At 61.9% G+C, this 23,340-nt stretch carries 19 protein-coding genes and 2 pseudogenes; 10 read left to right on the top strand and 11 right to left on the bottom strand.

All coding sequences use genetic code 11. The features are described 5' to 3' along the window. Positions 1-393 precede the first annotated feature (393 nt). Positions 394-795 carry a hypothetical protein gene (locus LB558_RS31365; protein ID WP_224701062.1) on the bottom strand — a complete coding sequence of 134 codons (402 nt, stop codon included), beginning with the start codon at positions 793-795 and terminating at the stop codon, positions 394-396. Positions 796-1,014: 219 nt separating this feature from the next. On the opposite strand from LB558_RS31365, the gene LB558_RS31360 reads away from it, so the two are divergent. Then, the gene (locus tag LB558_RS31360) at positions 1,015-1,998 is read left to right on the top strand and encodes an AraC family transcriptional regulator (protein WP_224701060.1); all 984 of its coding nucleotides are present in this window, start codon (positions 1,015-1,017) and stop codon (positions 1,996-1,998) included. A gap of 261 nt (positions 1,999-2,259) precedes the next feature. On the opposite strand, the gene LB558_RS31355 is transcribed toward LB558_RS31360, so the two are convergent. The 8 genes and pseudogenes from LB558_RS31355 to LB558_RS31320 all read right to left on the bottom strand — a co-directional run bounded on the left by LB558_RS31355 (position 2,260) and on the right by LB558_RS31320 (position 9,990). After that, complete coding sequence (locus LB558_RS31355) at positions 2,260-3,177, bottom strand: NADP-dependent oxidoreductase (protein ID WP_224701059.1); 918 nt, start codon at positions 3,175-3,177, stop codon at positions 2,260-2,262. Positions 3,178-3,303: 126 nt separating this feature from the next. Further along, positions 3,304-3,754, bottom strand: a pseudogene (locus LB558_RS31350) (DUF3788 domain-containing protein); the annotation flags it as partial. A gap of 76 nt (positions 3,755-3,830) precedes the next feature. Next, positions 3,831-4,541 (bottom strand): FMN-dependent NADH-azoreductase, encoded by a 711-nt coding sequence (locus LB558_RS31345; protein ID WP_224701057.1) that lies wholly within the window; start codon positions 4,539-4,541, stop codon positions 3,831-3,833. Positions 4,542-4,581: 40 nt separating this feature from the next. Next, on the bottom strand, positions 4,582-5,127 hold the full coding sequence (locus LB558_RS31340) for a carboxymuconolactone decarboxylase family protein (protein ID WP_224701055.1): 546 nt from the start codon (positions 5,125-5,127) through the stop codon (positions 4,582-4,584). A gap of 34 nt (positions 5,128-5,161) precedes the next feature. Next, complete coding sequence (locus LB558_RS31335) at positions 5,162-5,869, bottom strand: nitroreductase family protein (protein ID WP_224701053.1); 708 nt, start codon at positions 5,867-5,869, stop codon at positions 5,162-5,164. 130 nt (positions 5,870-5,999) lie between these two features. Further along, positions 6,000-6,956 carry an AraC family transcriptional regulator gene (locus tag LB558_RS31330; RefSeq protein WP_224701051.1) on the bottom strand — a complete coding sequence of 319 codons (957 nt, stop codon included), beginning with the start codon at positions 6,954-6,956 and terminating at the stop codon, positions 6,000-6,002. A gap of 390 nt (positions 6,957-7,346) precedes the next feature. Beyond that, positions 7,347-9,362, bottom strand: a complete 2,016-nt coding sequence (locus LB558_RS31325) for an endonuclease/exonuclease/phosphatase family protein (protein ID WP_224701049.1) — start codon at positions 9,360-9,362, stop codon at positions 7,347-7,349. A gap of 262 nt (positions 9,363-9,624) precedes the next feature. Then, a complete protein-coding gene (locus tag LB558_RS31320) occupies positions 9,625-9,990 on the bottom strand; it encodes a hypothetical protein (protein ID WP_224701047.1) in 366 nt (121 codons plus the stop codon). A 92-nt stretch (positions 9,991-10,082) separates the two neighbouring features. Between LB558_RS31320 and LB558_RS31315 the strand changes: the two genes are divergently transcribed. Beyond that, entirely contained in the window at positions 10,083-10,475 is a 393-nt protein-coding gene (locus LB558_RS31315) for a hypothetical protein (RefSeq protein WP_224701045.1), read from the top strand. Between the two features lie 292 nt (positions 10,476-10,767). Here the strand turns inward: LB558_RS31315 and LB558_RS33275 are convergent. Together LB558_RS33275 and tssH are read right to left on the bottom strand one after the other, a co-directional pair. After that, positions 10,768-11,256 (bottom strand): annotated as a pseudogene (locus LB558_RS33275) (DUF3363 domain-containing protein). An 88-nt stretch (positions 11,257-11,344) separates the two neighbouring features. Beyond that, entirely contained in the window at positions 11,345-14,152 is a 2,808-nt protein-coding gene (gene tssH, locus LB558_RS31305; RefSeq protein ID WP_224701044.1) for a type VI secretion system ATPase TssH, read from the bottom strand. A gap of 322 nt (positions 14,153-14,474) precedes the next feature. On the opposite strand from tssH, the gene tssA reads away from it, so the two are divergent. From tssA to tagH, 8 genes are read left to right on the top strand one after another with little or no spacing between them, the layout of a single operon-like run. Then, positions 14,475-15,647 (top strand): type VI secretion system protein TssA, encoded by a 1,173-nt coding sequence (gene tssA, locus LB558_RS31300; RefSeq protein ID WP_224701069.1) that lies wholly within the window; start codon positions 14,475-14,477, stop codon positions 15,645-15,647. 5 nt (positions 15,648-15,652) lie between these two features. Further along, entirely contained in the window at positions 15,653-16,192 is a 540-nt protein-coding gene (gene tssB / locus LB558_RS31295; RefSeq protein ID WP_023767752.1) for a type VI secretion system contractile sheath small subunit, read from the top strand. Positions 16,193-16,195: 3 nt separating this feature from the next. Continuing rightward, positions 16,196-17,701: a type VI secretion system contractile sheath large subunit gene (tssC, locus tag LB558_RS31290; RefSeq protein ID WP_023767751.1), complete on the top strand. Its 1,506-nt coding sequence runs from the start codon at positions 16,196-16,198 to the stop codon at positions 17,699-17,701. A gap of 48 nt (positions 17,702-17,749) precedes the next feature. After that, positions 17,750-18,205, top strand: coding sequence for an Hcp family type VI secretion system effector (locus LB558_RS31285; RefSeq protein WP_115143971.1), 456 nt, complete (start codon positions 17,750-17,752; stop codon positions 18,203-18,205). Further along, on the top strand, positions 18,192-18,947 hold the full coding sequence (gene tssE / locus LB558_RS31280) for a type VI secretion system baseplate subunit TssE (protein ID WP_224701067.1): 756 nt from the start codon (positions 18,192-18,194) through the stop codon (positions 18,945-18,947). Before LB558_RS31285 ends, tssE begins: the two co-directional genes overlap by 14 nt. Before the next feature lies 1 nt (position 18,948). Further along, on the top strand, positions 18,949-20,823 hold the full coding sequence (tssF, locus tag LB558_RS31275; protein WP_224701042.1) for a type VI secretion system baseplate subunit TssF: 1,875 nt from the start codon (positions 18,949-18,951) through the stop codon (positions 20,821-20,823). Beyond that, positions 20,787-21,872 (top strand): type VI secretion system baseplate subunit TssG, encoded by a 1,086-nt coding sequence (gene tssG, locus LB558_RS31270; protein ID WP_224701040.1) that lies wholly within the window; start codon positions 20,787-20,789, stop codon positions 21,870-21,872. The genes tssF and tssG overlap by 37 nt, the downstream gene beginning before the upstream one ends. Beyond that, the gene (tagH, locus tag LB558_RS31265) at positions 21,869-23,338 is read left to right on the top strand and encodes a type VI secretion system-associated FHA domain protein TagH (RefSeq protein WP_224701038.1); all 1,470 of its coding nucleotides are present in this window, start codon (positions 21,869-21,871) and stop codon (positions 23,336-23,338) included. Before tssG ends, tagH begins: the two co-directional genes overlap by 4 nt. Positions 23,339-23,340 lie beyond the last annotated feature (2 nt).

The following is a 23,340-nucleotide window of genomic DNA, read 5'->3' as shown; positions in this document are numbered from 1 at the left end:
CCAAGCGACCATGCCCCAGCTTGGATCGAGCTCGATTGACCGCCACTAAGTCACTCACGCAGCTCCGGAACAGAGCAAAATCGCTCCTAGGAGTGACGAGTCTACGAAACGTTACCCGACATCGAAGGTATCCGCATTTACTTGGAAAGATGCGCCTGTCAAAGTCAGTGATCAGTCTCTGAAAACACGGAGGTTGTTTTCTTTTGGGACCAAGCTGTTGGAGGCGAAGGGGCGATTAGAGCCGCATTGCCGGCCGGCAGCTTTGGGGCCGAAAGCGGAATAGCGGCTTCCGGCCCGCAAGAAGCAATTGCGGACACCCAATGCTCGCCCTCCCCGAGTTCTGACGGACGAACATCGGCAATGTCTTGACCCTCGACGCTGCCGTCGCCGCCTTCAACCCGCTGTGCGCCTGTTCAATCTCGAACGCGTCCTAACTGGCTCCTCAGGCGCGTTAAAGACCGACGTCGTGAGCAGGACAGCGGCAGCGAGGAGCCAGTAGTACCAAGCGTCGAACCCGGAGAATTTGACGGCAAACGGGGCGATGACAAACACCACCCCGACGACGCGATCGACCCAAAGGTGCAGCCGGTAGGGAATGATGCGGACGAGCCCGGTGGGATGATCGGTCAGCGCGGCCAAGAGTAGCGCCGCGACACCGGCAATAACCGAGAGCCACGTTGCGACCGGTCCGCTCTGGCCGAGCTTCAGCACGAACGGCGCTGCGATCAAGACGATCGCGACGGGATAATCGATCAGGTAGGCGTGGATAGACTTGGTGATGAAGCGGAACGACATCGGTGACTCCTACTGTTGGTTGTTCGAGCGGGATCCTTACGACGCGGAGAGTGCATCCACCCGCCCGCAACTATTGGCTGCGGCCTCGCTCTGGTATGAGTGAGGTCCGGACGATCTGGCAAGATCGGCGCAATAGACGGGAACCAGAGGCATAGTCTTTCGGACGATCTGCATCATTCGACCCTGTTTCGCTTGACAGACGCGCGACGAGATGTCGCTTTGAACGAAGACGAGCAGGGAGGCGCCCGCGCGCCCATGGACGTTCTTAGCGACATTTTCGAAACGCTGTCGCTCCGGGGAAGCTTTTACTTCCGCACGGAATTCTCAGCCCCTTGGGCCGTCGCGGTACCAGCCTTCGCACGCGCGGCACGCTTTCACCTCGTGATCGAGGGACGGTGTCATATCCGGTTGGCCTCAGGCGCAGACATCGTCCTCAACACCGGCGAAATGTTGATGATCCCGTACGGACAGGCACACGTCCTGGCAGACGCGCCGGGCCGCGACGCACCGCCACTCGAGACCGTCCTGGAGCAGGCCGGATACAGTGGGGAGGGTGTACTGGTTTGTGGCGGGGGCGACCCCTCCGCCACCACCCGAATGGTCTGCGGGCACTTCAACTTCATCGAGAAGGCTGACCATCCGCTGATTCAGGCGTTCCCGGAATACTTTCTGATTACGCCGGTCACGCGCGCCAAGAATCCCTGGCTCGATGAAATGCTGCGCTTGATCGTGCGCCGCGTGTTTTCGGAGGGGCCCGGCGCGATCGCGACGATCCTCAGACTGTCAGAGATCATCTTTATCGAGACGATCCGCGCCAGTGGTGAACAGTCGCCAGCGTTGAGGCAGATTCTGTCCGCATTCCAGGATCCGCAGATCGGCAAGGCGATTCAAACGATCCATCGGCGCAGCGAGCAGAATTGGACTGTCGCCTCGCTTGCCCTGGAGGTCGGGATGTCGCGAACGCAGTTCGCCGAACGTTTCAAGGAGATGATCGGCGACGGTCCGTTGGGCTATCTGACGAATTGGCGCCTGCTGCGGGCACAGGCTCTGCTAACCCGGTCCCGACTCAGCGTTCGAGAGGTAGCACGGCGCAGCGGCTACGCGTCCGCTGCCGCCTTCACCCGCGCCTTCCGGCAAAAGTTCGGCGAGCCGCCAACGGCGCAGCGCGAGGCTCGGGTCGCAACAAGGGCCCGATCAGAATAGTTGGCCCTCACCGACCGGGCGGAACAGGGCCTTCAGTTAATCGGCATCGGGTCCCGGCGCCGATCGGCGCGAGTAAGTCACCGGATTCCCGGGAATCCAAGGGGATCACAGTGCTGTGCTGATTCACAGCCGCGCCCGGAACGTCGAATAAGCCCACCCGCTGCGCTCGCATGGGAGGGTGAAAGCGCCTTCTGCTTCGCATCTCCTCGTTGCCTGCCTCGCATCGGGGAGAGAGGAACCGCCCTCTCTCCCCAAGAGTCCTCACGGACGGACGCGGATAACCGTCTTTCCAACGAGGCGGTCGGTCGAGTTGAAGGTCGCAACAGCGTCGTCGAGGCTCGAGACCTTGCCGATATTCGTCCGCAGTCGTCCATCCCGGATCCGCTGAACTATCTCAAAAAGCTGGGCTCGATCAGCCTCGACGACGAAGTCAACCGTCCGGCCATCTGCAGGCCGAACATCCGTTGGTCCGACGACGGTCACAAGCGTTCCTCCCGCCCGGACCAGCGTTGCGGACCGTTTCTGGATATCGCCGCCGATGACATCAAACACCAGATCTACTGCGCCGACGTCTTCCAGGGTGTCGTTCCCCAGGTCGACGAATTCGTTTGCGCCGAAGTCGAGCGCCTTCTGGCGGTCAGCGGCGCGTCCGGTGCCGATGACATAGGCGCCAGCTTCTCGCGCAAGCTGCGTCACGACCGAACCGACGGCACCCGCCGCGCCATGCGCAAGCACGCTCTGCCCCGCCTGAAGGCGGCCATGGTGGAACAGGCCCTGCCACGCGGTCAGGCCCGAGATCGGCACGCTCGCGCCCACTGTAAAGTCGACATCGCCCGGCAGCGGCGCGAGGTTGCGTGCCTCCATGGCTACATACTCCGCGAGCGTGCCGTCGCGATGCCAATCCGCAAGGCCGAACACCCGCTGCCCGACCGACAGCCCCGTCGTGCCATAACCCAGTGCAGTGACCACTCCGGCCAGCTCATGGCCGAGGATCGACGGCTTCCGGGCACCGAAGGCTCGATCAGCCCAGGTCGAAGGCCATTCCAGTTCGGTGTTGACGAATCCCGCTGCATGAACCTGTACGACGACGTCGTTTATTGCCGCCTGTGGCTCGGGCCGCTCCACCAGCTTCATCCCGGCCGTTCCTGCAGCCTGGTCCGTCACTACGATCGCTTTCATGGGAATGTCTCCTCAGTGATTGTTGGTTCGAGATAAATTGCAGACGTGGAAGGTCTTTCGATCTATCGGCTCGACGCCTTCCGCGAAGACCTTGATGTCGAATTGCTGCGTGATCGACGAGACACCTGGCGGGCGCTTCATAGTCAGAAGCTCCGTCACTTCATCCAGATCATCCCGATGAGATGGCAATCGTCAGCCATTTTCCCTCGATGTATGTTTTGGCTTCATCGTAGAGCTTGACTAATTGCGGACGCCAGACATAACGCCGCGCCTCAAACTTCTCTCGTTCTGCACCACCCATGACCACCACAGCCGAAAATCGTCGGTATTCCGGCACCAATGTGGTGAACGCCTTCGTTTTTTTGTAGCGCAAGGACCAACCGCGGTTCTTGCCACCGTAGAGCCAGTCCGGCGTAAAAACCCCAGGGTAGGATTCATCGATCCACTTCCGCAGCTCAGTCCAGTGCTCGAACGCTTCTGGTCCGATCCATTCGCGGACGGCGCCGTCATCGGGTGGTGCTGATTTGTCGGTGATCCTTTCGCCGATTCGGGAGAGCTTATTAGCAGGTAAAATCATCAGAAAGACCTCGTGTTCACGGTCCGCCGGAGGCCGGAGGGTTATGATGCGGGCTTGCGGAGCTTGCAGCGCGCCCTCAGAAAACTGCTAGCGCGACGCTCCCAAGAGCAGGGCGGACATCGCGATACGATCTGCCGGTCCTTGCGAGTACTGCGGGCCAAGTATCGAGGCCCTGAAGCTCTCGCACGGCCGTCAGATCGATCGCCGCCGAGGCCTTCTCCCTCGCCAATTCGGCTTTGTCCTGGTCGAGGAACGCAGTGGCCTGTAGGGGGAGGAATTGCAGGGTCTTTAGTCCAATGGAGCCAAATGCCAGCGTCAGATACGGCGTGAGAAAATCGGGTTGGTTGGCTCGCTCGCCGGAAAAGACGCCACCGGAAGCGACGCCGATAAACACCGGACGGTCTCGAAGCATTCCCACCTTCCCGGCAGGCGTCGACTTCATCGTGCGACCGACGCGCAGGATCTGGTCGATCCATGCTTTGAGGACCGAGGGAATGGTGAAGTTGTGCATGGGCGTTCCGATGACAATCACATCGGCCGCTTCGACTTCCTGAATAAGTGCTTCGGAACGATCCAGAGCGCCCTTCGGTGGTGCCGCCAACGTGGCCGGCGTCGACAACGCAATGGAGTAGTCGGCCAAGGTGTGGGGCAACGGATCGGCGCCCAAATCGCGCCGAGTAATGCTCGCCCCGGGCGCAACCTCGAGGAGCCTTTCGACGATCGCCGCCGAAAGCTGGCGGCTATGCGATTCTTGTCGCGGACTAACATCAATATGGAGGATATTCATGTGATTGTTCCTATGGCTTCACGAGAGACAGAAACCGAGCTCAGATCGAGCCGGCCGGCGCGACGGCGGGAAAGTCCTTCTCGTGATCGAACACGTTGTTGAAGAAGTTCGTCAGCGAGTACATGGCCACAAGCGCGACGATCTCGATGATGTTCGCATCGGTGTAGCCAACCTCGCGGACAGCTTTCAGATCGGCGTCACTGATATGCCCTCGGGTCTCGATGACTTTGCGCGCAAACTGGAGGGCCCCGTCTCGCTTCGGGTCCTTGGCATGACCCTTTCGGGCCAGAATGATGTCATCAGCCGGCAGCTTGGCCATATGTTCGGCGGTAAAGCTGTGAACCGTCAGGCAGTAATTGCAGCCGTTCACTTCGGAAACGGCGAGGCCGATGCTGTCTCGCGTCTTCACGTCGAGCGTTTTGCTCAGGGATCCGAGCAGGATGGCCCAGGAGTTGAACGCGATCGGGCTCTGCGCGAAGGCTGCCATCATATTTGGGGTGAACCCGATGTTCCTGGTGAACGCATCGAGAGTCGGTTTGGATTCGGCCGGCACCTGTTCCGGCTTCAGAGCGGCAGTTCTTGCCATCATAGTCTCCATAACATCCTGAGTTGACTAGTGATTATGCAAAGTCCAGGACATCAGCCACCGGCATACGGGGCTTCTGCGGCCAGTTGCCAGCTCGCTCCGGCCCAACGGTCAACAGCATGACCGGCACTTCGTCTTCGGCCAGGCCGAACTCGCGGTGCACCGCCTCGGAGTCGAAACCGATCATCGGCGTCGAACCCAGGCCCAACGAACGGCCGGCGTAGATAATCGCCGCGGTGCCAAAGGTCGCGGAGCGTACTGCCTCGTCGCGCTGCCGCTGGGGTTGATCGTCATACAGCCCGCGAGCGGGGATTTCCCATTCCGGCACCAGATGCGCCGGCATGATGCCCGCTTCCACCACCGGCGCCAGACGGTCGGGGATGGTGCTGGCATCGGCCAGCTTGCCGATGACGATGAAGGTCGCGGCCGCGTCGGTGATCGCGGGCTGGTTCCAGGCGATCGGACGCAGCCGTGCTTTGGCTTCTGGCGAGCGTACGGCGATGAAGCGCCAGTTCTGCAGGTGGAAGGAGGTTGGCGCCGACGTGCCGATCCGCACAAGGTCGCGGATCTGGTCGTCGCTCAGCGTGGCATTAGGGTCGTAGTACTTGGCGGCACTGCGGCTCAGGATGGTTTCGATGACGGCGTTCGTCGGGTAAGCGTATTCGCTCGTCCCGTTCTCCCCGAAGATTTCGGCGGCTACGCGGGTTGCGGGCTCGGTGGTGGCGAGGCTGATACAGTTCATTGGATGGCTCCCTTATCAAGTGTTTACGGAGCCTAATTTACGGGCAGGGGTGATAATTTCGAGGCTTGATTAGCTCAATATGATGCGCAAAAGGATCAAACTGTGCCTTCCGGGTCTTAGACCGCGCGCCTTACTCGTGCTTGTGCGCCAGTCGCCGCCACTCCCCCGGCGTCATCCCTATCCTTTCGGTGAAGACATGCCGGAATGCCGAAACGGATTGATATCCAACGGTCTCGGCCACAGCTTCCGTGCTAATCGCCGGTTTCCTAAGCTCGTTGGCGGCCAAACTCATGCGCAGATCAGTCAAGAAGTCTAGGGCAGAGCGGCCCAACTTGTCCTGAAACTGGCGCATGAACGTAGCGCGCGACATGCCGCACAAATCGGCCAGCTCGGGCAGTTTCCAAGGCCGTGCCGCATCGGCGAACATCGCAGAAATGGCTGGAGCAAGTCGTGGATTGCCGGCCAAGGCCAACAAGCCTTCGGGCGCTTTCCCGGATTGGCTCGCCGCGCGCAGGACCAGTGTGAACAGGGCCGAAGAAAGCGCGTTGAGAATGGCCCGCCCTCCGGCTCTGTCACCGGCGGACTCCATTCGCATCAGCCTCACCAGACTGGCCAGTTGGTTGGAGGCGGAGCCGATGTCTTCTTCCGTATGGCCGCCCATTGCCCGCGCCACCAGATTTGTGGGCAGGTAGTTGCGGATCAGCCGATCATGGGGCGGCGCGATAGAAAATCGCCCACACAGCAAATCCAGTTGCTCGCCCTGGCCGTCGTTCTCGCTCAGCATCCATCCGGCAGAGCCCACGCTTTCGTGGGTCCGGATTGGTGTTTGCCCGCTACCGTCGTGCAATACATGCGCCGCGCCGTGAGGCAGCAGCACAATATCGCCGCTCACCAGCTCCCGCGCCGTTTTGGACTCCGGATCCTCGAAAATGGCCCGGCCCTTAACTATGACGTGGTAGGGAATTTCGTTCGCGGCAGCCTTGCTCCAGGCAAGGCGCCACGGCGCGCCGTAGGCACAGCGGACCTCGAGCTGGCCGGTAACGGTGATGATTTGCAGGAGATGACTAAGCCAGTCCACTTCAGACATTGGACCTCGAAAACCGGAAATGGAAACATCTTATCGTAATTGTGCATTGGTTCTACTCGTCGCCCACGTTTCTAAGCCCGGCTCCGTACCGGATCTAGATCGGGAGCGAGCCAGCGAGCGCCATGATCGTCGAAGCACCCGTCAGCTCGCTGCGCAGCGGCTGATCGGCGACATGAGCATGCGGCGTTTCGCACGCGAGACGCGAGCGCAACTACCCCCGCGACATCGGGCGCCTGGCGGCGGTCCTCGGGCGCTCACCGGACACCGCTACCGCCGACGACCTGCGCCCCGCTCCGCCCTAGAATGACGAAGAAGTGCTGGCCTTTATTGCGCTCGTTCTGCACTGGCGACGAGCGTGGTGTTTCGGTTGTCGCGCCGGCTGCAACGCCATCAATCGGGATATCGGCTGAGCGTGCAATAGAACCGGTACTCGGCGTCGTCGAATGCATCGGGCATGGGCAACGAGATGATCCGAGGAACGAAATCAGGCTCGCCCGGCTGCAGTGGCGGCACGATCTCGACCATCGATCCGGACGCAGTGAAGTCGTCTTCGCGGTAGGCGAGCGTGATGTCGTAAATGAAGGGCAGACGGATCGCGCCCGGCATGGAAGATTGCAATCTATTCTTCATCGCTTCGGAAAATCCCGGCCAGCGTTCGCCCGTGTCAGCGTCATCCCAGTAGCCCGTGAAGAGCGACTGTCCGTCGACTGTGATAGTGAGCGAGATTTCATCGGCGCCGAGGATGCCAATGCCGGACTCCTCTTTGATGTAGAAACCTGATGGCTGATCGAAGGCGATGTAGTTGACCGGCGTCTGCAGGCGGATCGAGAACTCGTCCTCGTCGTAATTCTCGCGGGCAAGGGTGAGATAGACATACTCGCCCCCCTGCGTGGAATAATCGAGCTGGATCTGACTGTCGGTGCCCGAAACGGAGTCGAGGCTCTGCTGCGCATCATCGAGGATCACGAGTTCAGACCAGAAATTCCCAGGCTTCCGGACGAGGAATGTTTCCGCCCGACTTGCCCCCGCGAAGGTCTTCGGCAGAAATGCGCGGAACCAGCAGAGATCGGTCGTCCCCAAGGGCTGGTCCTGCGGGAACCCGGCACCAACCTCGGTGTGAGGCGAAAGCCAGATTGCGCGCTCGGGCGTATCTCCGGTGTGACGAAAGATCGTCAGCTCGCCCATCGGCGGCCCGTTCGAACGGTTGCGCACAGCGGCGAAGAAAGGTCGCCGCATGGCGAAGGTTTTCCCCTCCCGCCCCAACTGATGGCGGATGATGTAGCTGCCGAGGCCCGCAGGCACATGAGTAATGTCGAGCGTATCCGCAGGCTGGATCGCGTGGGTGAAGTCGTCGTCCAGATAGAGCGAGAGCGAAAGCGCGACCGAGGAGTGGATCGTGTAGGTGCCCGGCTTGTCGACATATATCCATTGATATCCGTCCAAATCCTCGAAACGGACCCTAACCGACTTGGCGGGCGATCCCGCGCCAAGATAGGGGGCGTTGGAAAGAAGGATGGCGTCCGACGGTGTGCAATGCGGGAAACGGCGGCAGACATAGGATTCTAGGGCAAAATGGTCGCTCTGATCGCGCAGCCTGACCTGCATGTGGTGAGCGACGATCTCGGACGATGCTGACCGGATGAAGCATTGATAGTCGAGCCGCCGCATAATGCTCTGCTCGAAGTCGATATTCGTCAACCCGGGGTCGGCTCCAGCTTCCCCTGGCGCGTGCATCCATTCCCGCCAGCCATCGACGAAGGTGGAGCCGAGCGTTCCGAGTTCGAACACGTCACGCCACTCCGTCGTGCCGGCGGCCAGATCGCCGCGGATGTTGAGGTCGCCCATGAAGATGATGTTGCGCCAGTTTCTGGCGTCGAACTCCTGAAGAGCCGTGCCGATCGCGCCGAAGACGGAATCGATCTGTCGGGAGCGGACGTCCGAATGCTCCGTGTCGTTCACGTAAGAGGCCTGCAGGTGAGTGAAGGCGAGCGTGACATTGTCGGTCGGGTAGTTGAACTGGACTATGCAGACCGCCTTCGCCGCATGAGAGTCGTCGCCAGCGCTGTCATCGTAGATGCGGGTGTAGAAATTGTCCCCGCGCGGCAATTGCAGGAATTCGTACTTGCTGAACAGCATGATGCCGGCATCTTCGACGTCGAAGCTATTGTCCACCTTCTCGATGCGGTTGGGATAGCCGGTCAGCCGGTCGATAAGCCTGTCTCTCGCATCCTCGTGGAACACCTCGTTGAAGGCGATGACGTCCGGCTGCTCGTCGGCGGGTAGAGACAAGATCGCGTCGACAACGCGGTCCGCCCGCTCCACGGCGTCGTCGCTCGCGCCGAGTACGATCATCGCGGCGAGAGGCAACATTTGGACGTTAAAGGTCATGACGCGCAGGGCCGGCATCGAACGCTCCGATAGCCTTAGGTTACGTTGCGTCAGGATGAGCTAGAATGGGGGGGCTGTCTAGCGGATCGGACATGGTCCGGTCATCATCTTTCAAGAGGAGGAGCGGGTCGCGCATTACCAGTGGGGGCGCCCCGGACCGCATCCGGATCACGGCGCAACTGATCGACGGCGCAGCGGCTTCCATTTGTGGGCTCAACGCTACGACCGGGCGCTCGAAGACATCTTTTCGGTTCAGGAGGAGGTGGCGGCTCTCGTAGCTTCAACTGTCAAAGGCGCCGCCGAGGCAGATGCGACTAGCCGCTCGCGGCGAACCCCGCCGGCCGATTGGGCCGCCTACGAATACTACTTGCAGGGTCGCGCGCACTACCATCAGTATGAAATGGACAAGGGCGAATCCATGTTGGCCCGGAGCGCCGAACTCGATCCGGCTTTTGCTCAAGGTCATGCGTATCTGGCGCAGTGCCTGGTTGCGCGATTCTGGTACGACCGCGATTCCCGTACGCTGCAAAGTGCCTTGCAGTCTGCGCGCACGGCGCTCCTGCTCCACCGGAATGACGGCATCTGCAACCAGAGCATGGGCCTCGTGCTCGTACATATGCGCAAGCATGGGGATGCCGGATTGCATTTCCAGCAGGCCCGTACGCTCATCCGCACGACGTTAACATTGCCGGAGATTATGCAAGCTGGCTCAACTACGGCGGCCAGCCTCAGCAGTCCTTGGCGGTCCTCGAAAGGGCCATACTGCTCGACCCATTGCCCCCGGTCTGGTTCTGGGAGGTGAAGGGCAGCGCGCTCTTCCTGCTTGGCCGATATGCCGAGGCCATCGACGCTTATCGGAAGGCCGGCGACCAGTTCTTCATCCATTCCTTTCTCGCGGCGGCCTACGCACATCTGGGCGAGATGGAAAACGCGTATGTCGCAGTCGAGGCCACACTGCGGCGGCAACCGGACCTCTCACTTGGCTACCTTGCCCACCTTCCCTTCGCAGACCCGCTATCCTTCGAGCTCTTCCTCTCCGGCTTCAAAAAGGCCGGCCTTTATAGGATCCAGTCGGTCCGAGAAACGGTAGTGCCTCGAGACACTACCCGAGAGACTTATCGCTGCATTTGAGTGCATGTGAGCAGTAAGACAACGGCGATGGTCATCGACATGACAACGTCCCATATTGCAGGAATCTGACATGCGGGGTCATTGCTGGATCAGCCCATCGTCGAGCAACGCACTCATGTTATCTTCGGCAGACCGTCCGCTTTCGAGCGAAGGTAAAATTTGCCGAACATCCGAGATGAGGCGCGAAGTTGCCGTTCGCTTTGTTGGAAGACGTAATGTCGTCTTCGGATAGGAAAGGGCTTGCTCATGCCGCTTACGATGCGTTTCTGACCGACCCGGAAGGCAGCAGCGCTCAAATGTGCTGGCCGATGCGCTTTTCGAGCGCTGGTTGCCAAGGCCCGAGCTGGAAGCCGACACCGTCGTCAATCATGGCAAAACGGCCGGAGGCGAGATTTGCCGCCCCGACCAGCCGGCCGCTGACAAGCTCACCAGTCTAAGCCCTTATAAAGCTCAGCCCGCGCTCGGCCACCGTCATACGGCCGACGCGGGCGACTTCGGCCTGTTCGAGTCGCTGCAGCAGATCCTTTGACGCCCGGATACGTCCGTCGTTGAGGCGCGTGGCATGGCCCATGTCGACGAGGCTCTGCCGGCGCTGGTCCACCGCCTTCACTGACTTCTCGATCAAATCCGATTTGTGCCAGCGGTGTCCGGTTTGCCGAGGGCAGCTCCAGGTTGCGCCATCGCTCGTCACCTGTTTGTCTAGATCGAGGAAAGAAAGCGTGCGGACAGTAAAAGCCCTCTCCCGGTTGCGGGCATCGTAGGTAGCACCTTGCTCGGCGATGTCCTCGGTATCTTCCAGCGGTTGGCATCACTAGTCGGCTCAGCTTGCCTATGCACGAAGAAGCCGAAGCAACCGTCATCAACATTCCCTACTCGAAGGAATAGGTGAAGCCCTCCTTGGAGACGCCGACGGTTACCTTTGTCATCTTTTCACCCTCGAGCGAGCGGTTCAGCACGCCGCGGCTCAATTCCGGCAGCAGCGTGTTTGTCAGGATGGCATCGATCATCCGCCCGCCGGATTCGATCTCGATGCAACGGGCCTTGACCAGATCCATGACACCATCGCCGATCACCAATTCCGCATCGTTGGTTGCACGCAGCCGGCGGGCGATCTTGGCGAACTGATGACGGGTGATCGCTTCGATCATCGAATCCGAGAGCGGATAGTAAGGAATGGTCACCACCCGGCCGAGAAAGGCCGCCGGGAAGACCTTCAGCAACGGGCCGCGCAAGGCGGTGTCCAGATCATCGAGCCCGGCCCGCAGCGTGCCATTCCTGGTGCGGTCCATGATGACTTCCGAGCCGACATTCGAGGTGAGCAGGATCAGCGTGTTCTTGAAGTCGATCCGCCGGCCCTCGCTGTCGTCCATCATCCCCTTGTCAAAGACCTGGAAGAAGATTTCGTGCACATCCGGATGCGCCTTCTCGACCTCGTCGAGCAGGATCACCGAATAGGGTTTTCTGCGCACCGCTTCGGTCAGGATGCCGCCCTTCCCGTAGCCGACATAACCAGGCGGCGCGCCTTTGAGCGTCGAGACCGTATGCGCCTCCTGGAACTCGGACATGTTGATCGAGATCAGGTTCTGCTCGCCGCCATAAAGCGTTTCGGCCAGCGCCAATGCGGTTTCGGTCTTGCCGACGCCAGAGGGGCCGCAGAGCAGGAAGATGCCCACCGGCTTTTCCGGCGCGCCAAGCCCGGCGCGGCTGGTCTGCACGCGTTTGGCGATCATCTCCATGGCGTGATCCTGGCCGACGACCCGCTCCGAAAGCGTGGTGGCGAGCTTGAGCGCCTTTTCGGTCTGGCTGGACAGCATCCGTCCCGTCGGGATACCAGTCCAGTCCTGGACCACGGTCGCCACCGCATTTCGATCGACGGACGGCAGGATCAGCGGTGTCTCGCCCTGAGCGGCGGCAAGCTCAGGCATGAGTTCGCGCAGACGCGCAAGGTCGGCCGCCGGAAATGACGGCGCAGGATCGGCAACCACTGGCACCTCGACCTTGGCTTTGGCCGCGTGGGTCTTCGTCGTTTCGGCCTTGGGCTCAGTCTTGGGTGGCTCAGCCTTTGGTACCTTGGTCTTTTCTGCGTCCGCCACTGCCGTTTCGGTATCGGCCTCTGCGTCCGTCGCCACATCGAGCGGCACGCCCTCGCCGCGCAGCCTGGCGCGCAATTCGAGGATCTCGGCAACCAACGCCTTTTCACGATCCCAACGCTGCTGCGCCGCGGCCAGAGTGACCTCGCTTTCGGCAAGCCCGGTCTCGACGCGCGCCTGCCGATCGGTCACCTCAATGCCGATCGCGGCCTCGCGGCCGATGATGCCGCGCTCGACCTCCAGCGCCTGGCGGCGACGCATGATGTCCTCGACCTCGGCTGGCGTGGCGTGCTGCGATATGGCGACACGGGCGCAAGCGGTGTCGAGAAGGCTCACCGCCTTGTCAGGCAGTTGGCGCGCCGGGATGTAGCGATGCGACAAGCTGACCGCCGCCTCGATCGCCTCATCCAGTATCTGCACCTTGTGGTGCTGCTCCAGAACGCCGGCGACGCCGCGCAACATGAGAACGGCCACCGCCTCCGAAGGCTCGTCGATCTTGACCACCTGGAAACGGCGGGTCAGGGCTGGGTCTTTCTCGATGTGCTGCTTGTATTCGGCCCAGGTCGTTGCCGCGATCGTACGCAGTTCGCCGCGCGCCAGCGCCGGCTTCAAGAGATTGGCCGCATCGCCGGTTCCAGCAGCGCCGCCTGCGCCGATCAAGGTGTGGGCCTCATCGATGAACAGGATGACCGGGGTTTCGGAAGACTGTACCTCATCGATGACGGCCTTCAGCCGCTTTTCGAACTCGCCCTTCACGCTGGCACCCGCCTGCATCAATCCGACATCGAGCATGCGCACACTGACCCCTTGCAGTGTGGGGGGCACGTCGTCCGCGGCGACACGCAAGGCAAAGCCCTCGACGACCGCGGTCTTGCCGACCCCGGCCTCGCCGGTCAGGATCGGGTTGTTCTGCCGGCGCCGCATCAGGATATCGACGATCTGCCGGATCTCCGGATCGCGGCCGACGACCGGATCGATCTTGCCGTCGCGGGCGCGCCGGGTGAGGTCGGTGGCGTATTTCGCCAGCGCCGAATCGCCGCCCGGAGCCCGCTTCGGCGCCTCCGCGGTGGAGACCGTGGTCGAAGCACCGGCTTCGAGTGAGCCCTCTACGACATCGGCGAACCGCGCGATGACCGCGTCGGCGTCGATCTTGTCGAACTCGCCGCTAATCTTAGACAGCAGGCCTTCCAGAACCGGTGTCTTCAGGCAGGCAAGGATTATATGGCCGCTGCGGACTTCTTCAACGCCGAACTCCAACGTCGCGAGGTTCCAGGCTTCCTGAATGGCATGAAAGATATGGTCGGAGAACTCCTCGATCGATGTGGCCCCATAAGGCAGCTTGTCGACAGCGCGGGGCATATCGGCCGTAAGCCTGCTCGCGTCCACGCCGGCATCGGAGATGATCATCTGCACATCCGAACGGTCGGAAAGCACCAGCTGCTCGATGAAGTGTACGAGCTCGACGTAAGGATTGCCGCGCAGCTTGGCACTGTCGGCAGCAGCCTTGAAGGCTCGGACACCCACAGGATTTAGCTTGCCCACCAACTCCTTGCGTTTGAAGGTCTGCGATGACCGGCGCTGTTCCATCGAACCGTGCTCCTGCGATCTGCCAGCCGATAAACTGCCACATAAGCCATCACTTGACAAAACGTGTGATGGACGGGGCCTCGATACGCGGTTCAGCCGCTACCTTCCGTTTGTGCAAAGTCCCGCACCACCGGCGGCAAATAACCATGGAATTGCCGGTTTCATGCAATGCATTTCACATTCAGGGTTCGGCAATCGCGCTCAAGAGGCGGCGGCATTTAGCTTCTGTTAATTTTTAAGCAGTCGTCGAATTGTGGTAAAGTGCAACGGTGTGATAACGTTAGGTCACGTACGGTTCGAGGGTCGGACGTTGGGGGTTGGTGTGATTGATGTCGCACTCTGGCTTACTCCGCTCGACGGTGAAAATCCGTCAGGGGAGGATTTGCGCAACGACCCGGCTTTCCATGAGCTAGAGCGCCTGACCGAGCCCGAGGTCAAGGTCGTCCACGACGGCAACAACAAGCCCACTTCGCAAAGCACCATTCCGGTCGACTGGTCCGTGGTGCTGGAAAAGGCGGCGGACTTGCGCGCGCATGGCCGGGACCTGCGCCTGCTGGTCATCGTAACGCGTGCGCTGGCCAATGAAGACGGACTGGCCGGGCTGGCGCAGGGTCTGACCCTCATTGCGCAGACCTTCGATCAGCATTGGGAAACCATGCATCCGGCCATGCGGCCCAACGCTTTGCCTCGCGATGCCGCCTTGCGCCGGATCAACGCGCTGCTCGACCTGCAGAATGGTCAGGACGGGCTGTTGGCGAACCTGCGGCAAATGATTTTCTTTGCGCCACGCGCGATCGGGCCAATCAGCGGACGCGACCTGGAACAAAGCGCGCTCGACGACCGTGTCATGCTCCAGGAAGCCGCCTCGGGATTGAACATGGCGGAAAAGACCGCACTGGTGAGTACGCACGGGCAATTATTGAACCGGGTGCGCGCCGGATGTGCGGCACAGATCGATCAGGCCGGTTCAGAGATGGTCGCGTTGGTCGCCGACGCGCGGGCGGCGATCGCGGCCCTTGACGCGGTCGAAGCCGCGCTGAGCGCCCGCCTCGAAGGCGGCGGCGCTCCGGTCCCGGACTTAAAGCGGTTTCTGCAGCGTTTGCTGACGACCCTCGAACGGAATTCGGCAGCGGGTGCGGTGGCGAATGGCGCGGCCAAGCCGCCCATTCCGGCAGAACCAGCAACGCCTGCTCGAAACGGTCATGGAGCCGAGACTATGGCAAGTGCGGCAAGCTACACGGACTCGAGCACGGGGCTTCCCGACCGGATCTCCTCGCGCGACGACGTGGTGAAGTGCCTCGACCTGGTCGTCGCCTTCTATGACCGCACCGAACCGTCGAGCCCTATACCGCATCTGGCGCGGCGTGTGCGCCGCATGGTGCACATGGATTTCGTTGAACTGATGGAAGATCTCGCCCCGTCTGGGCTGAAGGAATTCCGGCTCCTTGCCGGCGTTCCCGATGTCAAGAAGGCGGCTCAGAAGGATGAAAGGTAACAGACATGCCAGCCGAAAGCAAAGCGAAGGTCATCGAACGAAATCGCGCGCCACGGGTGCAGATCGCCTACGACGTGGAAACCTACGGTAGCCCGACGACGATCGAATTGCCGTTTGTCATGGCCGTGATGGCCGACCTTTCCGGCGCTTCGCAGACCAAGGAAGCGTCAAAATCGGTGCTGGACCGGTCCTTCGTCGAGACCGACGCGAACCGCTTCCCCAAATTCATGGAAGCGCTCGGGCCCCGCGTCAAAGCCCGGGTGAAGAACACGCTGCCGCAAGCCGAAGGCCAGGAGCGCGACGAGGAACTGGCGCTCGATCTCACCTTCACCAAGATGGGTGATTTCGCTCCCGACAAGGTCGCCGAGCAGGTGCCGCAACTGGCCGAGATCCTCAAGATGCGCCGCCAACTCGAGGAACTGCTCGGCTTCATGGACGGCCGCGTCGACGCCGAGAAACGCATCGCGCAGTTGCTGAACAACGAGCCGCTGCTTGGCAAGATCGCCAGCCAGGCACTGGCCGACGACGACAAGGCAGGGGAGTAGACCATGGCCGAACAGCAAAAGACCGCCGCCGTCACCGCCGAGGCCGAAGCCATAAACCTCGACGAATTCAGCGGGCTCCTCGAGAAGGACTTCAAGGTCAAGAAGGACGACAGCGAGAAGTTGCAGCAACTCGTGCGCAATCTCGCGCTCGCGGCGCAATCGCGTTCCGACACCACGACCATCTCGTCCAATGCGATCAAGTCGATCAAGTCGCTGATCGCGGGCATCGACAAGATGCTGACGACACAGGTCAACGAGATCCTGCACGCGCCGGAAGTGCGCGAGATGGAAGGCACATGGCGCGGCCTCTGGTATCTCGTCAACAACACCGAGACGGATCAGAAGCTGAAGATCCGGGTGATGAACATCTCCAAGGAGCAGCTGGCCGACACGCTCGAAGACTATGAAGGTCAGATGTGGGACCAGAGCCCGATTTTCAAGAAGGTCTATACGGACGAGTATTCGATGCTGGGTGGCGAGCCGATCGGCTGTGTGATCGGCGCCTATGAATTCTCCAACCACCCGCGCGACGTCGGTCTGCTGCGCAACATCTCCGGCATCTGCGCCTCGGCGCACACGCCGTTTATCGCAGCCGCCTCGCCGCGCCTGTTCCGCATGGACAGCTGGCAGGAATTGCCGAACCCGCAAGACCTGCAGCAAATCGTCTCCAACCCGGCCTATGCCTCGTGGCAGTCGCTGCGCGAGAGCGAGGACGCCCGCTATATCGGCCTGACCATGCCCCGCGTTCTCGCCAGGCTGCCCTACGGCACCGATACCGTTCCGGTGAAGGGCTTCACCTTCGAGGAAGAGGTGGAAGGCGATCACAACAAATATGTCTGGATGAACGCCGCCTTCCCGATGGGCGTCAACATCAACCGCAGCCACAAGCTTTTCGGCTGGGGCACGCAGATCCGCGGCGTCGAGAATGGCGGCACTGTGCTCAATTTGCCGGTGCACAGCTTCCCGACCGACGACGGCTCCATCGCGATGAAATGTCCGACCGAAGTCGCCATCGACGATCGGCGCGAGGCCGAACTGGCCAAGCTCGGCCTGATGCCGATCCTGCATCGAAAGAATACCGATCTGGCCGCCTTCATCGGCGCCCATTCGCTGCAGGACGACGAGACGCGAGCCGGCCGGCTGGTCGACCCCGACGCGCAGTCGAACGAAAGGCTGAGCGCCAACCTGCCCTATCTCTTTCCGGTCTCGCGCTTCGCGCACTACCTCAAGGCGATTGCGCGCGACAAGGTCGGCTCGTTCAAGGAGCGCTCCGACATGCAGATTTGGCTGACCGAGTGGATCAACCGCTACGTGCTGGCAAACCCCGCCTTTGCCGACGACAAGGCGCGGGCCAAGCGCCCGCTTGCCGCAGCCGAAGTCCAGGTGGACAGCGTGGAAGGACGGCCGGGTTATTACAACGCCCGCTTCTATCTGCGCCCGCATTACCAGTTGGAAGGCATCAACGCCTCGCTGCGGCTGGTATCGGAACTGCCGTCCGTGAAGACCTGATTTGCAGCAACCAGACCTTGTTTTGTTTGAAAGCGGTGGAGAAAGACAATGCCAGTCAAGATTGATGGTTTTCTGAAGGTTCCCGATATCAAAGGGCCCAGCACCCGCGACGGCCACGATGACGAGATCGAAATCCATGGCGTCGACTACAAGATGGTCGCACCTTATGATCCAAATTCGCTGTCACGCCGTGGGCGCGTATCCATGGGCATGATCAAGTTCATCAAGCACTACGACAAATCCTCGCCCTATCTGAAAAAGGCCCTGTTCGAGAACAAGGCGCTTGATGAAGTGGTGTTCTCCGCACGCCGGACCATCGATGGCGAGACCAAGGATTATCTGGTCGTGACACTCACCGACGCCTCGATCATGGAATACGACATGTCGCAGGCAGAGGATGAGGAAGACCTGATCCAGGAAGAGGTCAGCTTCGCCTACAAGAAGATCAAGTTCGTCTATGACGGCAATGACGAAGCCGAAATGGATGTCTATGTCGGCAAGTGAGGTTCGGCGGCCCGGCGCGGGCAAGCAGCAGATCGCGGGCAGCCTGCGGGCGAAAAGCGAGGCGGTCCAGCCGTCGCTGTGGGATCGCCTCGTCAACGACCTGCCGGGCTTGACCTCGGAGATAGACGGGCTGCGCCATGTCCTGCTGGACGAGCTTGGCGCGGACCGTCTCGATACCCTCGTTGGCGGCAGTGCGCGGACCATCGATGCGGATGCGGAACTGACGCCCGATCAGAAACGACGTCTGCATCGCCTGGCCTTTCAGACCCAGCACCGCGTCGAGATCGAAAGCCGTGGCGTGGTGGTGTCGGCACGCGTGCTGCGGGAAGCAGTGCGGCGGGACATCGAGGCGCTGTTCAACACCGAGCGCTTCGAGGCCACGCCGCTGCTTTCCGACCTGGAAAACGAGCAGATGGCGGACAATCCGCCGTCGCTCGCCGATTTTCCGGAGGTGCGACGAAGCGTGGTCAATTACGGCGTGCCTTCCTTCTCGGGCAGGTCGTCCCGCGACTTCGACCGCGACGTGCTGGCGCGCGAAATCCGCTCGGTGCTCGCCACCTTTGAGCCCCGGCTCAAGGAAAGCGCGACGAAGGTTAGCGTCACCCTGGGCGACAAGACCGTGGGCCTGAAGATCGAGATAGACGCCGTGCTGATCATGACGCCCATACCGGAACGCATGCGCCTGCGCACCACGATCAATCTCGACAACGGCTTGGCGCGGACCGAAATTAGGGACGCCTGAGATGGACCGGGTCTTCATCGAATACTACGAGGAGGAACTGACCCATATCCGCGGCCTTGCGGCGGAATTCGCCGACATGCATCCGGCAGTGGCGCGCAACCTCTCCCTCGATACGGTGCCCTGCCCGGATCCTTATGTCGAACGGCTGCTGGACGGTGTCGCCTTCCTCGCCGCGCGTACCCGACTAAAGGTCGACGCCGAGCGCTCGCGATTTTCGCGCAGCGTGCTCGATGTCCTCTATCCCGATCTCGTCACGCCGGCGCCGGCAACGGCAATGGCGGTGCTGAAACCCGGACAGCAGGTGCAGATCATGCCGGCCGGCCACGTCGTCAAGCGCAACACGCGGCTAGTCTCCAGCCTGCAACCCGGCCTGTCAACGCGCTGCACGTTCTCGACCGCACAGGACATGACCTTATGGCCGATAGCGATCACTTCGGTCAGCTATTTTCAGGACCGCAGCGCGCTGGCGGCGGCCGGCATCGGAGCGATTGGTGGCATCGCCGGCGAGGCGGCGCTGCGCCTCGCGCTGACGCGGACCGGAAAAGGCAAACTCGACGAATTGGCGCTCGACCGGCTCGACCTCTATTTTGCTGGACGCACCAAGGCGCCGCTTCTGTTCGACGCCATTTTCGGCGCTTGCGTGACCATTGGCGCACGACCGGAAGGCAAGACCAACCGGCTGTCGCCCTTGCCGGCACCCGAAATGGTCGGCATCAGCGACGACGAGGCCCTGATGCCGCGCACCCGTCCGACATTCGAAGGGTACCGCCTGCTGCGCGAATATTTCGTCATGCCGGAGCGCTTTCACTATGCGCGGGTCATGGGACTGCAACAGGTGGTGCGCAAATGCGAGGCCGGACTGGAGATCATCTTCCTGTTCCGCCGCCCGGTGCCTGAACTCGCCGACCTGACGCCGGCGGATTTCGAACTTTTCGCGACGCCGATCATCAATCTGTTCGAGCGTGAGTGCAACGTCGTCGAGCTCGATCAGCGCAAGACGCGGCAGGTGCTGCACGCCGACCGCACGCGGGCGCGCGACTTCGAGATCTATCGGGTCCTGCGCGTCGAGGATGCCGACAGTGAAGGCAGCGAGGCCGAGATACCGGAGCTGTTCAGCCTCGGGCAGAACCGCGGCAGCGGCTGGGTATATTCGACGGAGCGGCGTCCACGCCGGGCAACGGAGGATGAACGGCGTGACGGCCTGACCCGCACCTCATACACCGGGGACGACGTTTTCCTGGCCGTATCGCGGCCGCTTGGAAACCCCGCGAACCGCCCGTTGAAGCGTCTCGACATCATGGCGCTTTGCACCAACCGCGACCTGCCGATCCTCGACGACAATCCGACCTTGACGCTGGAGGCCGGTGATCCGGTCGAATCCGTCCGGCTGCTCGGCGCGTTGCGTCCACCGCAGCCGGCCATCCCCGCGGCACTGCCCGCCGGAGCCGATGGTGAATCCCGAGCCGACGATCTCGCCTGGCGACTGGTGGCGCAGCTGGCGCTCAATTTCTTGAGCCTTGCCAAGGACGGCCGCGGCGTTGATCCGCTGCATGCGCTGCTCGATCTTTATGCCGACCGGGGCGATCCAAGCCTTGCCCGCAACGTGCATTCGATCGTGCGCATCGACTCGCGGTCGGTCATCGAGCGACTGCAGATCGACGGGCCGATGTGCTTCGGACGTGGCACTGAAGTGACGCTGCATGTCGATCAGTCGGTGCTGGCCGGGCAAAGCACCTTGCTGCTGTCGGCCTTGCTGGCGCGGCTGTTTGCCCGTCATGCCGGAATAAACGGCTTCGTGCGAACCCGCACGCGGCTGCTGCAGAAGCAGGAGGATGTGCCATGGCCGATGACGCCCGGCAATCGCTACCTGATCTAGACAAGACGCCTGATCTGGACAAGGCTGGCCCGGACCGGGCCGAAGGTCTGTCTGAAGGATTCGACTTTTTTGAACTGCTGCGCCGTCTCGAACAGCGGAGCCGCCTGTTCGGCCATTCCGGACGCCCCGACCGCGAGCCGGCAAGGCTCGGCCAGCATGTGCGGCTGGCCTTTTCCGCGCGGGACCTGGTGCAATTTCGCGAGGCCAGCGACAAGGCACCGGCCCGGGTCACGGTTGCAAATCTCGGTCTGTTGGGACCCGAGGGGCCAATGCCGCTGCATCTGACGCGCTGGGTGCTCGACCGCCTGTCGCAGCGCTGGTTCGCCGGCGCCGATTCACAGCAGACCAGCGACACCACCTTCGTGGACTTCGTCAACATCCTTCAGCACCGCATGATCGCTCTCTACTACCGCGCCTGGGCGGATGCGCATCCGGCGGTCCAGGTCGAGCGCGCGGTCGGCGGTCGCGTTCGCGCCATGCTTGAAGCGATGGCGGGTATCGGGCTTCCCGGAACCCAGAATCCTGATCTCGACACTGTCAAGCTTCGGCAAGCCGCTTCGCTCGCCAGTCAGATCGATGGTCCGGAACGGCTGACTCTGTTCCTGGCGGAAGCCTTCAGGGTGCCGGTTCAAATCAAGGAATTCATCGCCGCCTGGATAACCATTCCGACCAGGCTGCAGACGCGCCTCGCGAAAGCCTATACGGGGCTAGGCCGGGGAGCGACGATCGGCCCGCGCGTGTTCAACCGCCAAAGCAGGATCGAGCTGCGCGTCGGCCCTCTCGGCTTCGACGAGTTCAAGGCGTTCCTGCCGGGAGGTTCGCGCCTCAAACTGTTCAAGCAGGCCGTTCGCGACATGGTCGGGGAGACGCTCGACGTCGACCTGCGCATCGTGCTGGCGCGCGAAGCCGTGCCGCCGCCGCGTATCGGCGCGGTCCAGCTCGGCCGAACCGCCTGGCTTGCGCGGCCCGCCGAAAGGGGCGATGCTGACGATCTGCGGCTGCGGACAATTGTCGGATGGCGGCCGGAAATGGCGGGGGTCGCGGCATGAGCCTGCTGCTGACGCTGGAGCAAGGGCCACGCACCCAGGCGGTACGGCAGACCCGGCTGGACGAAGGCGAGCTGGTGATCGGCCGCAGCGCCGACGCAGGCTGGCAGATCAACGATCCTGACATGTTCGTTTCCCGCGCCCATTGCAGGATCACGGGCGGGCGAGACGGCTACTTCGTCACCGACACGTCGAGCAGCGGACTGTACATAAACGACTCCGACAGCCCGCTCGGTGCCGGCCAGTCGACGCGCCTTCAAAGCGGCATGCGGTTGAGGCTTGGCGACTATGTCGTCCATGTCGAACTGCAGACGCCAACCGCCCAGGCACCGGCAGCAGCCAGCCAGCTGGTTCCCGAACGCCTACCCCAGGCATCGCGGGGGCCGATAAGCCTTGGCGGTGACGACTTCTTTTCCGCCAAGGTCGAGGAAGAGCCGCGACGGCCACGACCGGCCGATCTGCCCAACCCGTTCGAGCAGCCGGTTGCTGGCGCGTTCGAGCGTGCTGCTTCCAGTCAGCGCAGCTCGCCTGCTTTCGATGACCCGTTCAGCCTCGATCCGGTTTCGACGCCTGGTTCGACGGGCGTTGATCCTCATCCCGAAACTGGCAGTGCGGCAAGCTTCGCGGATCCGTTCAGCATCGACCCTGTGCCCTCTCTTAACCGCCCAACTGAACCCGCCGCCGGAAAGCCGTTCGAATTCAATGATGACTTTGGTTTCGGACCAGCGGCCGCTCCAAGTTCGGCAAACGGCGTCGGCTCGAACGGACAGCATGAGCGCATCGCCTCACGACCGCAATCCGCCAATCGCTCGAATCTGCCTGTGCAGGCGGCAGACGCCGCAGCGCGGACGGGCGCTGCCGCAAAACCTGCCCGCCTGCCGGCAGCGGCGCAACTGGGGGACATGGCGCTTCGCTCCGCATTCCTGCGCGGCATGGGTGTCGAGGAAGCCGATTTCCCCGGGCGCGACAGCGTCGCGGAAATGGAGAAGTTCGGCCGCGAATACCGCCTGATGATGGAAGGCCTGATGCAGCTTCTTCGCAAGCGGGCCGAGGAAAAGGGCAACGCCCGCGTCGCCCAGACCATGGTCGGGGCGTCCGAAGTCAATCCGCTCAAGTTCCTGCCGACGGTCGACGACGCTATCATCACGCTTATCGCCGAGCGCAGCCCCGGATTTCTCGCCGGCGAAGCGGCAATCGCCGACGCGGTTCGCGATCTCGCGCAACACCACGTGCGCGCCTGGCGCGGCGTACAGGCCGCTTTGCGACGTATGGTCGACCGTTTTGAGCCGACGGCGATCGAGCAGGAGCTGAAGTCGAATTCGGCGCTCGGCAACCTCCTTGCAGGCGGGCGCAGCGCGAAGCTGTGGGAGCTTTACCAAAAACGCCATCGTGAAATCGCCGAGAGCGCCGAGAAAAGCTTCCTTGGCGAAATCGGCGCTGATTTTCGGGATGCATATGAGGAGGAGTGAGA

The organism is Mesorhizobium sp. CO1-1-8 (genome assembly GCF_020164875.1).
Classification (GTDB): domain Bacteria; phylum Pseudomonadota; class Alphaproteobacteria; order Rhizobiales; family Rhizobiaceae; genus Mesorhizobium.
The sequence above is the reverse complement of the archived record's forward strand: the minus strand, read 5'-3'. Positions and strand labels throughout refer to the sequence as shown.

Bases quoted from the DNA above. Each gene is read 5' to 3' on its own strand.
- LB558_RS31365 (WP_224701062.1), bottom strand. From the start codon at position 795: ATGTCGTTCCGCTTCATCACCAAGTCTATCCACGCCTACCTGATCGAT.
- LB558_RS31355 (WP_224701059.1), bottom strand. From the start codon at position 3,177: ATGAAAGCGATCGTAGTGACGGACCAGGCTGCAGGAACGGCCGGGATG.
- LB558_RS31345 (WP_224701057.1), bottom strand. From the start codon at position 4,541: ATGAATATCCTCCATATTGATGTTAGTCCGCGACAAGAATCGCATAGC.
- LB558_RS31340 (WP_224701055.1), bottom strand. From the start codon at position 5,127: ATGGCAAGAACTGCCGCTCTGAAGCCGGAACAGGTGCCGGCCGAATCC.
- LB558_RS31335 (WP_224701053.1), bottom strand. From the start codon at position 5,869: ATGAACTGTATCAGCCTCGCCACCACCGAGCCCGCAACCCGCGTAGCC.
- LB558_RS31330 (WP_224701051.1), bottom strand. From the start codon at position 6,956: ATGTCTGAAGTGGACTGGCTTAGTCATCTCCTGCAAATCATCACCGTT.
- LB558_RS31325 (WP_224701049.1), bottom strand. From the start codon at position 9,362: ATGCCGGCCCTGCGCGTCATGACCTTTAACGTCCAAATGTTGCCTCTC.
- LB558_RS31320 (WP_224701047.1), bottom strand. From the start codon at position 9,990: ATGCAATCCGGCATCCCCATGCTTGCGCATATGTACGAGCACGAGGCC.
- tssH (WP_224701044.1), bottom strand. From the start codon at position 14,152: ATGGAACAGCGCCGGTCATCGCAGACCTTCAAACGCAAGGAGTTGGTG.
- tssB (WP_023767752.1), top strand. From the start codon at position 15,653: ATGCCAGCCGAAAGCAAAGCGAAGGTCATCGAACGAAATCGCGCGCCA.
- tssC (WP_023767751.1), top strand. From the start codon at position 16,196: ATGGCCGAACAGCAAAAGACCGCCGCCGTCACCGCCGAGGCCGAAGCC.
- LB558_RS31285 (WP_115143971.1), top strand. From the start codon at position 17,750: ATGCCAGTCAAGATTGATGGTTTTCTGAAGGTTCCCGATATCAAAGGG.
- tssE (WP_224701067.1), top strand. From the start codon at position 18,192: ATGTCGGCAAGTGAGGTTCGGCGGCCCGGCGCGGGCAAGCAGCAGATC.
- tssF (WP_224701042.1), top strand. From the start codon at position 18,949: ATGGACCGGGTCTTCATCGAATACTACGAGGAGGAACTGACCCATATC.
- tssG (WP_224701040.1), top strand. From the start codon at position 20,787: ATGGCCGATGACGCCCGGCAATCGCTACCTGATCTAGACAAGACGCCT.
- tagH (WP_224701038.1), top strand. From the start codon at position 21,869: ATGAGCCTGCTGCTGACGCTGGAGCAAGGGCCACGCACCCAGGCGGTA.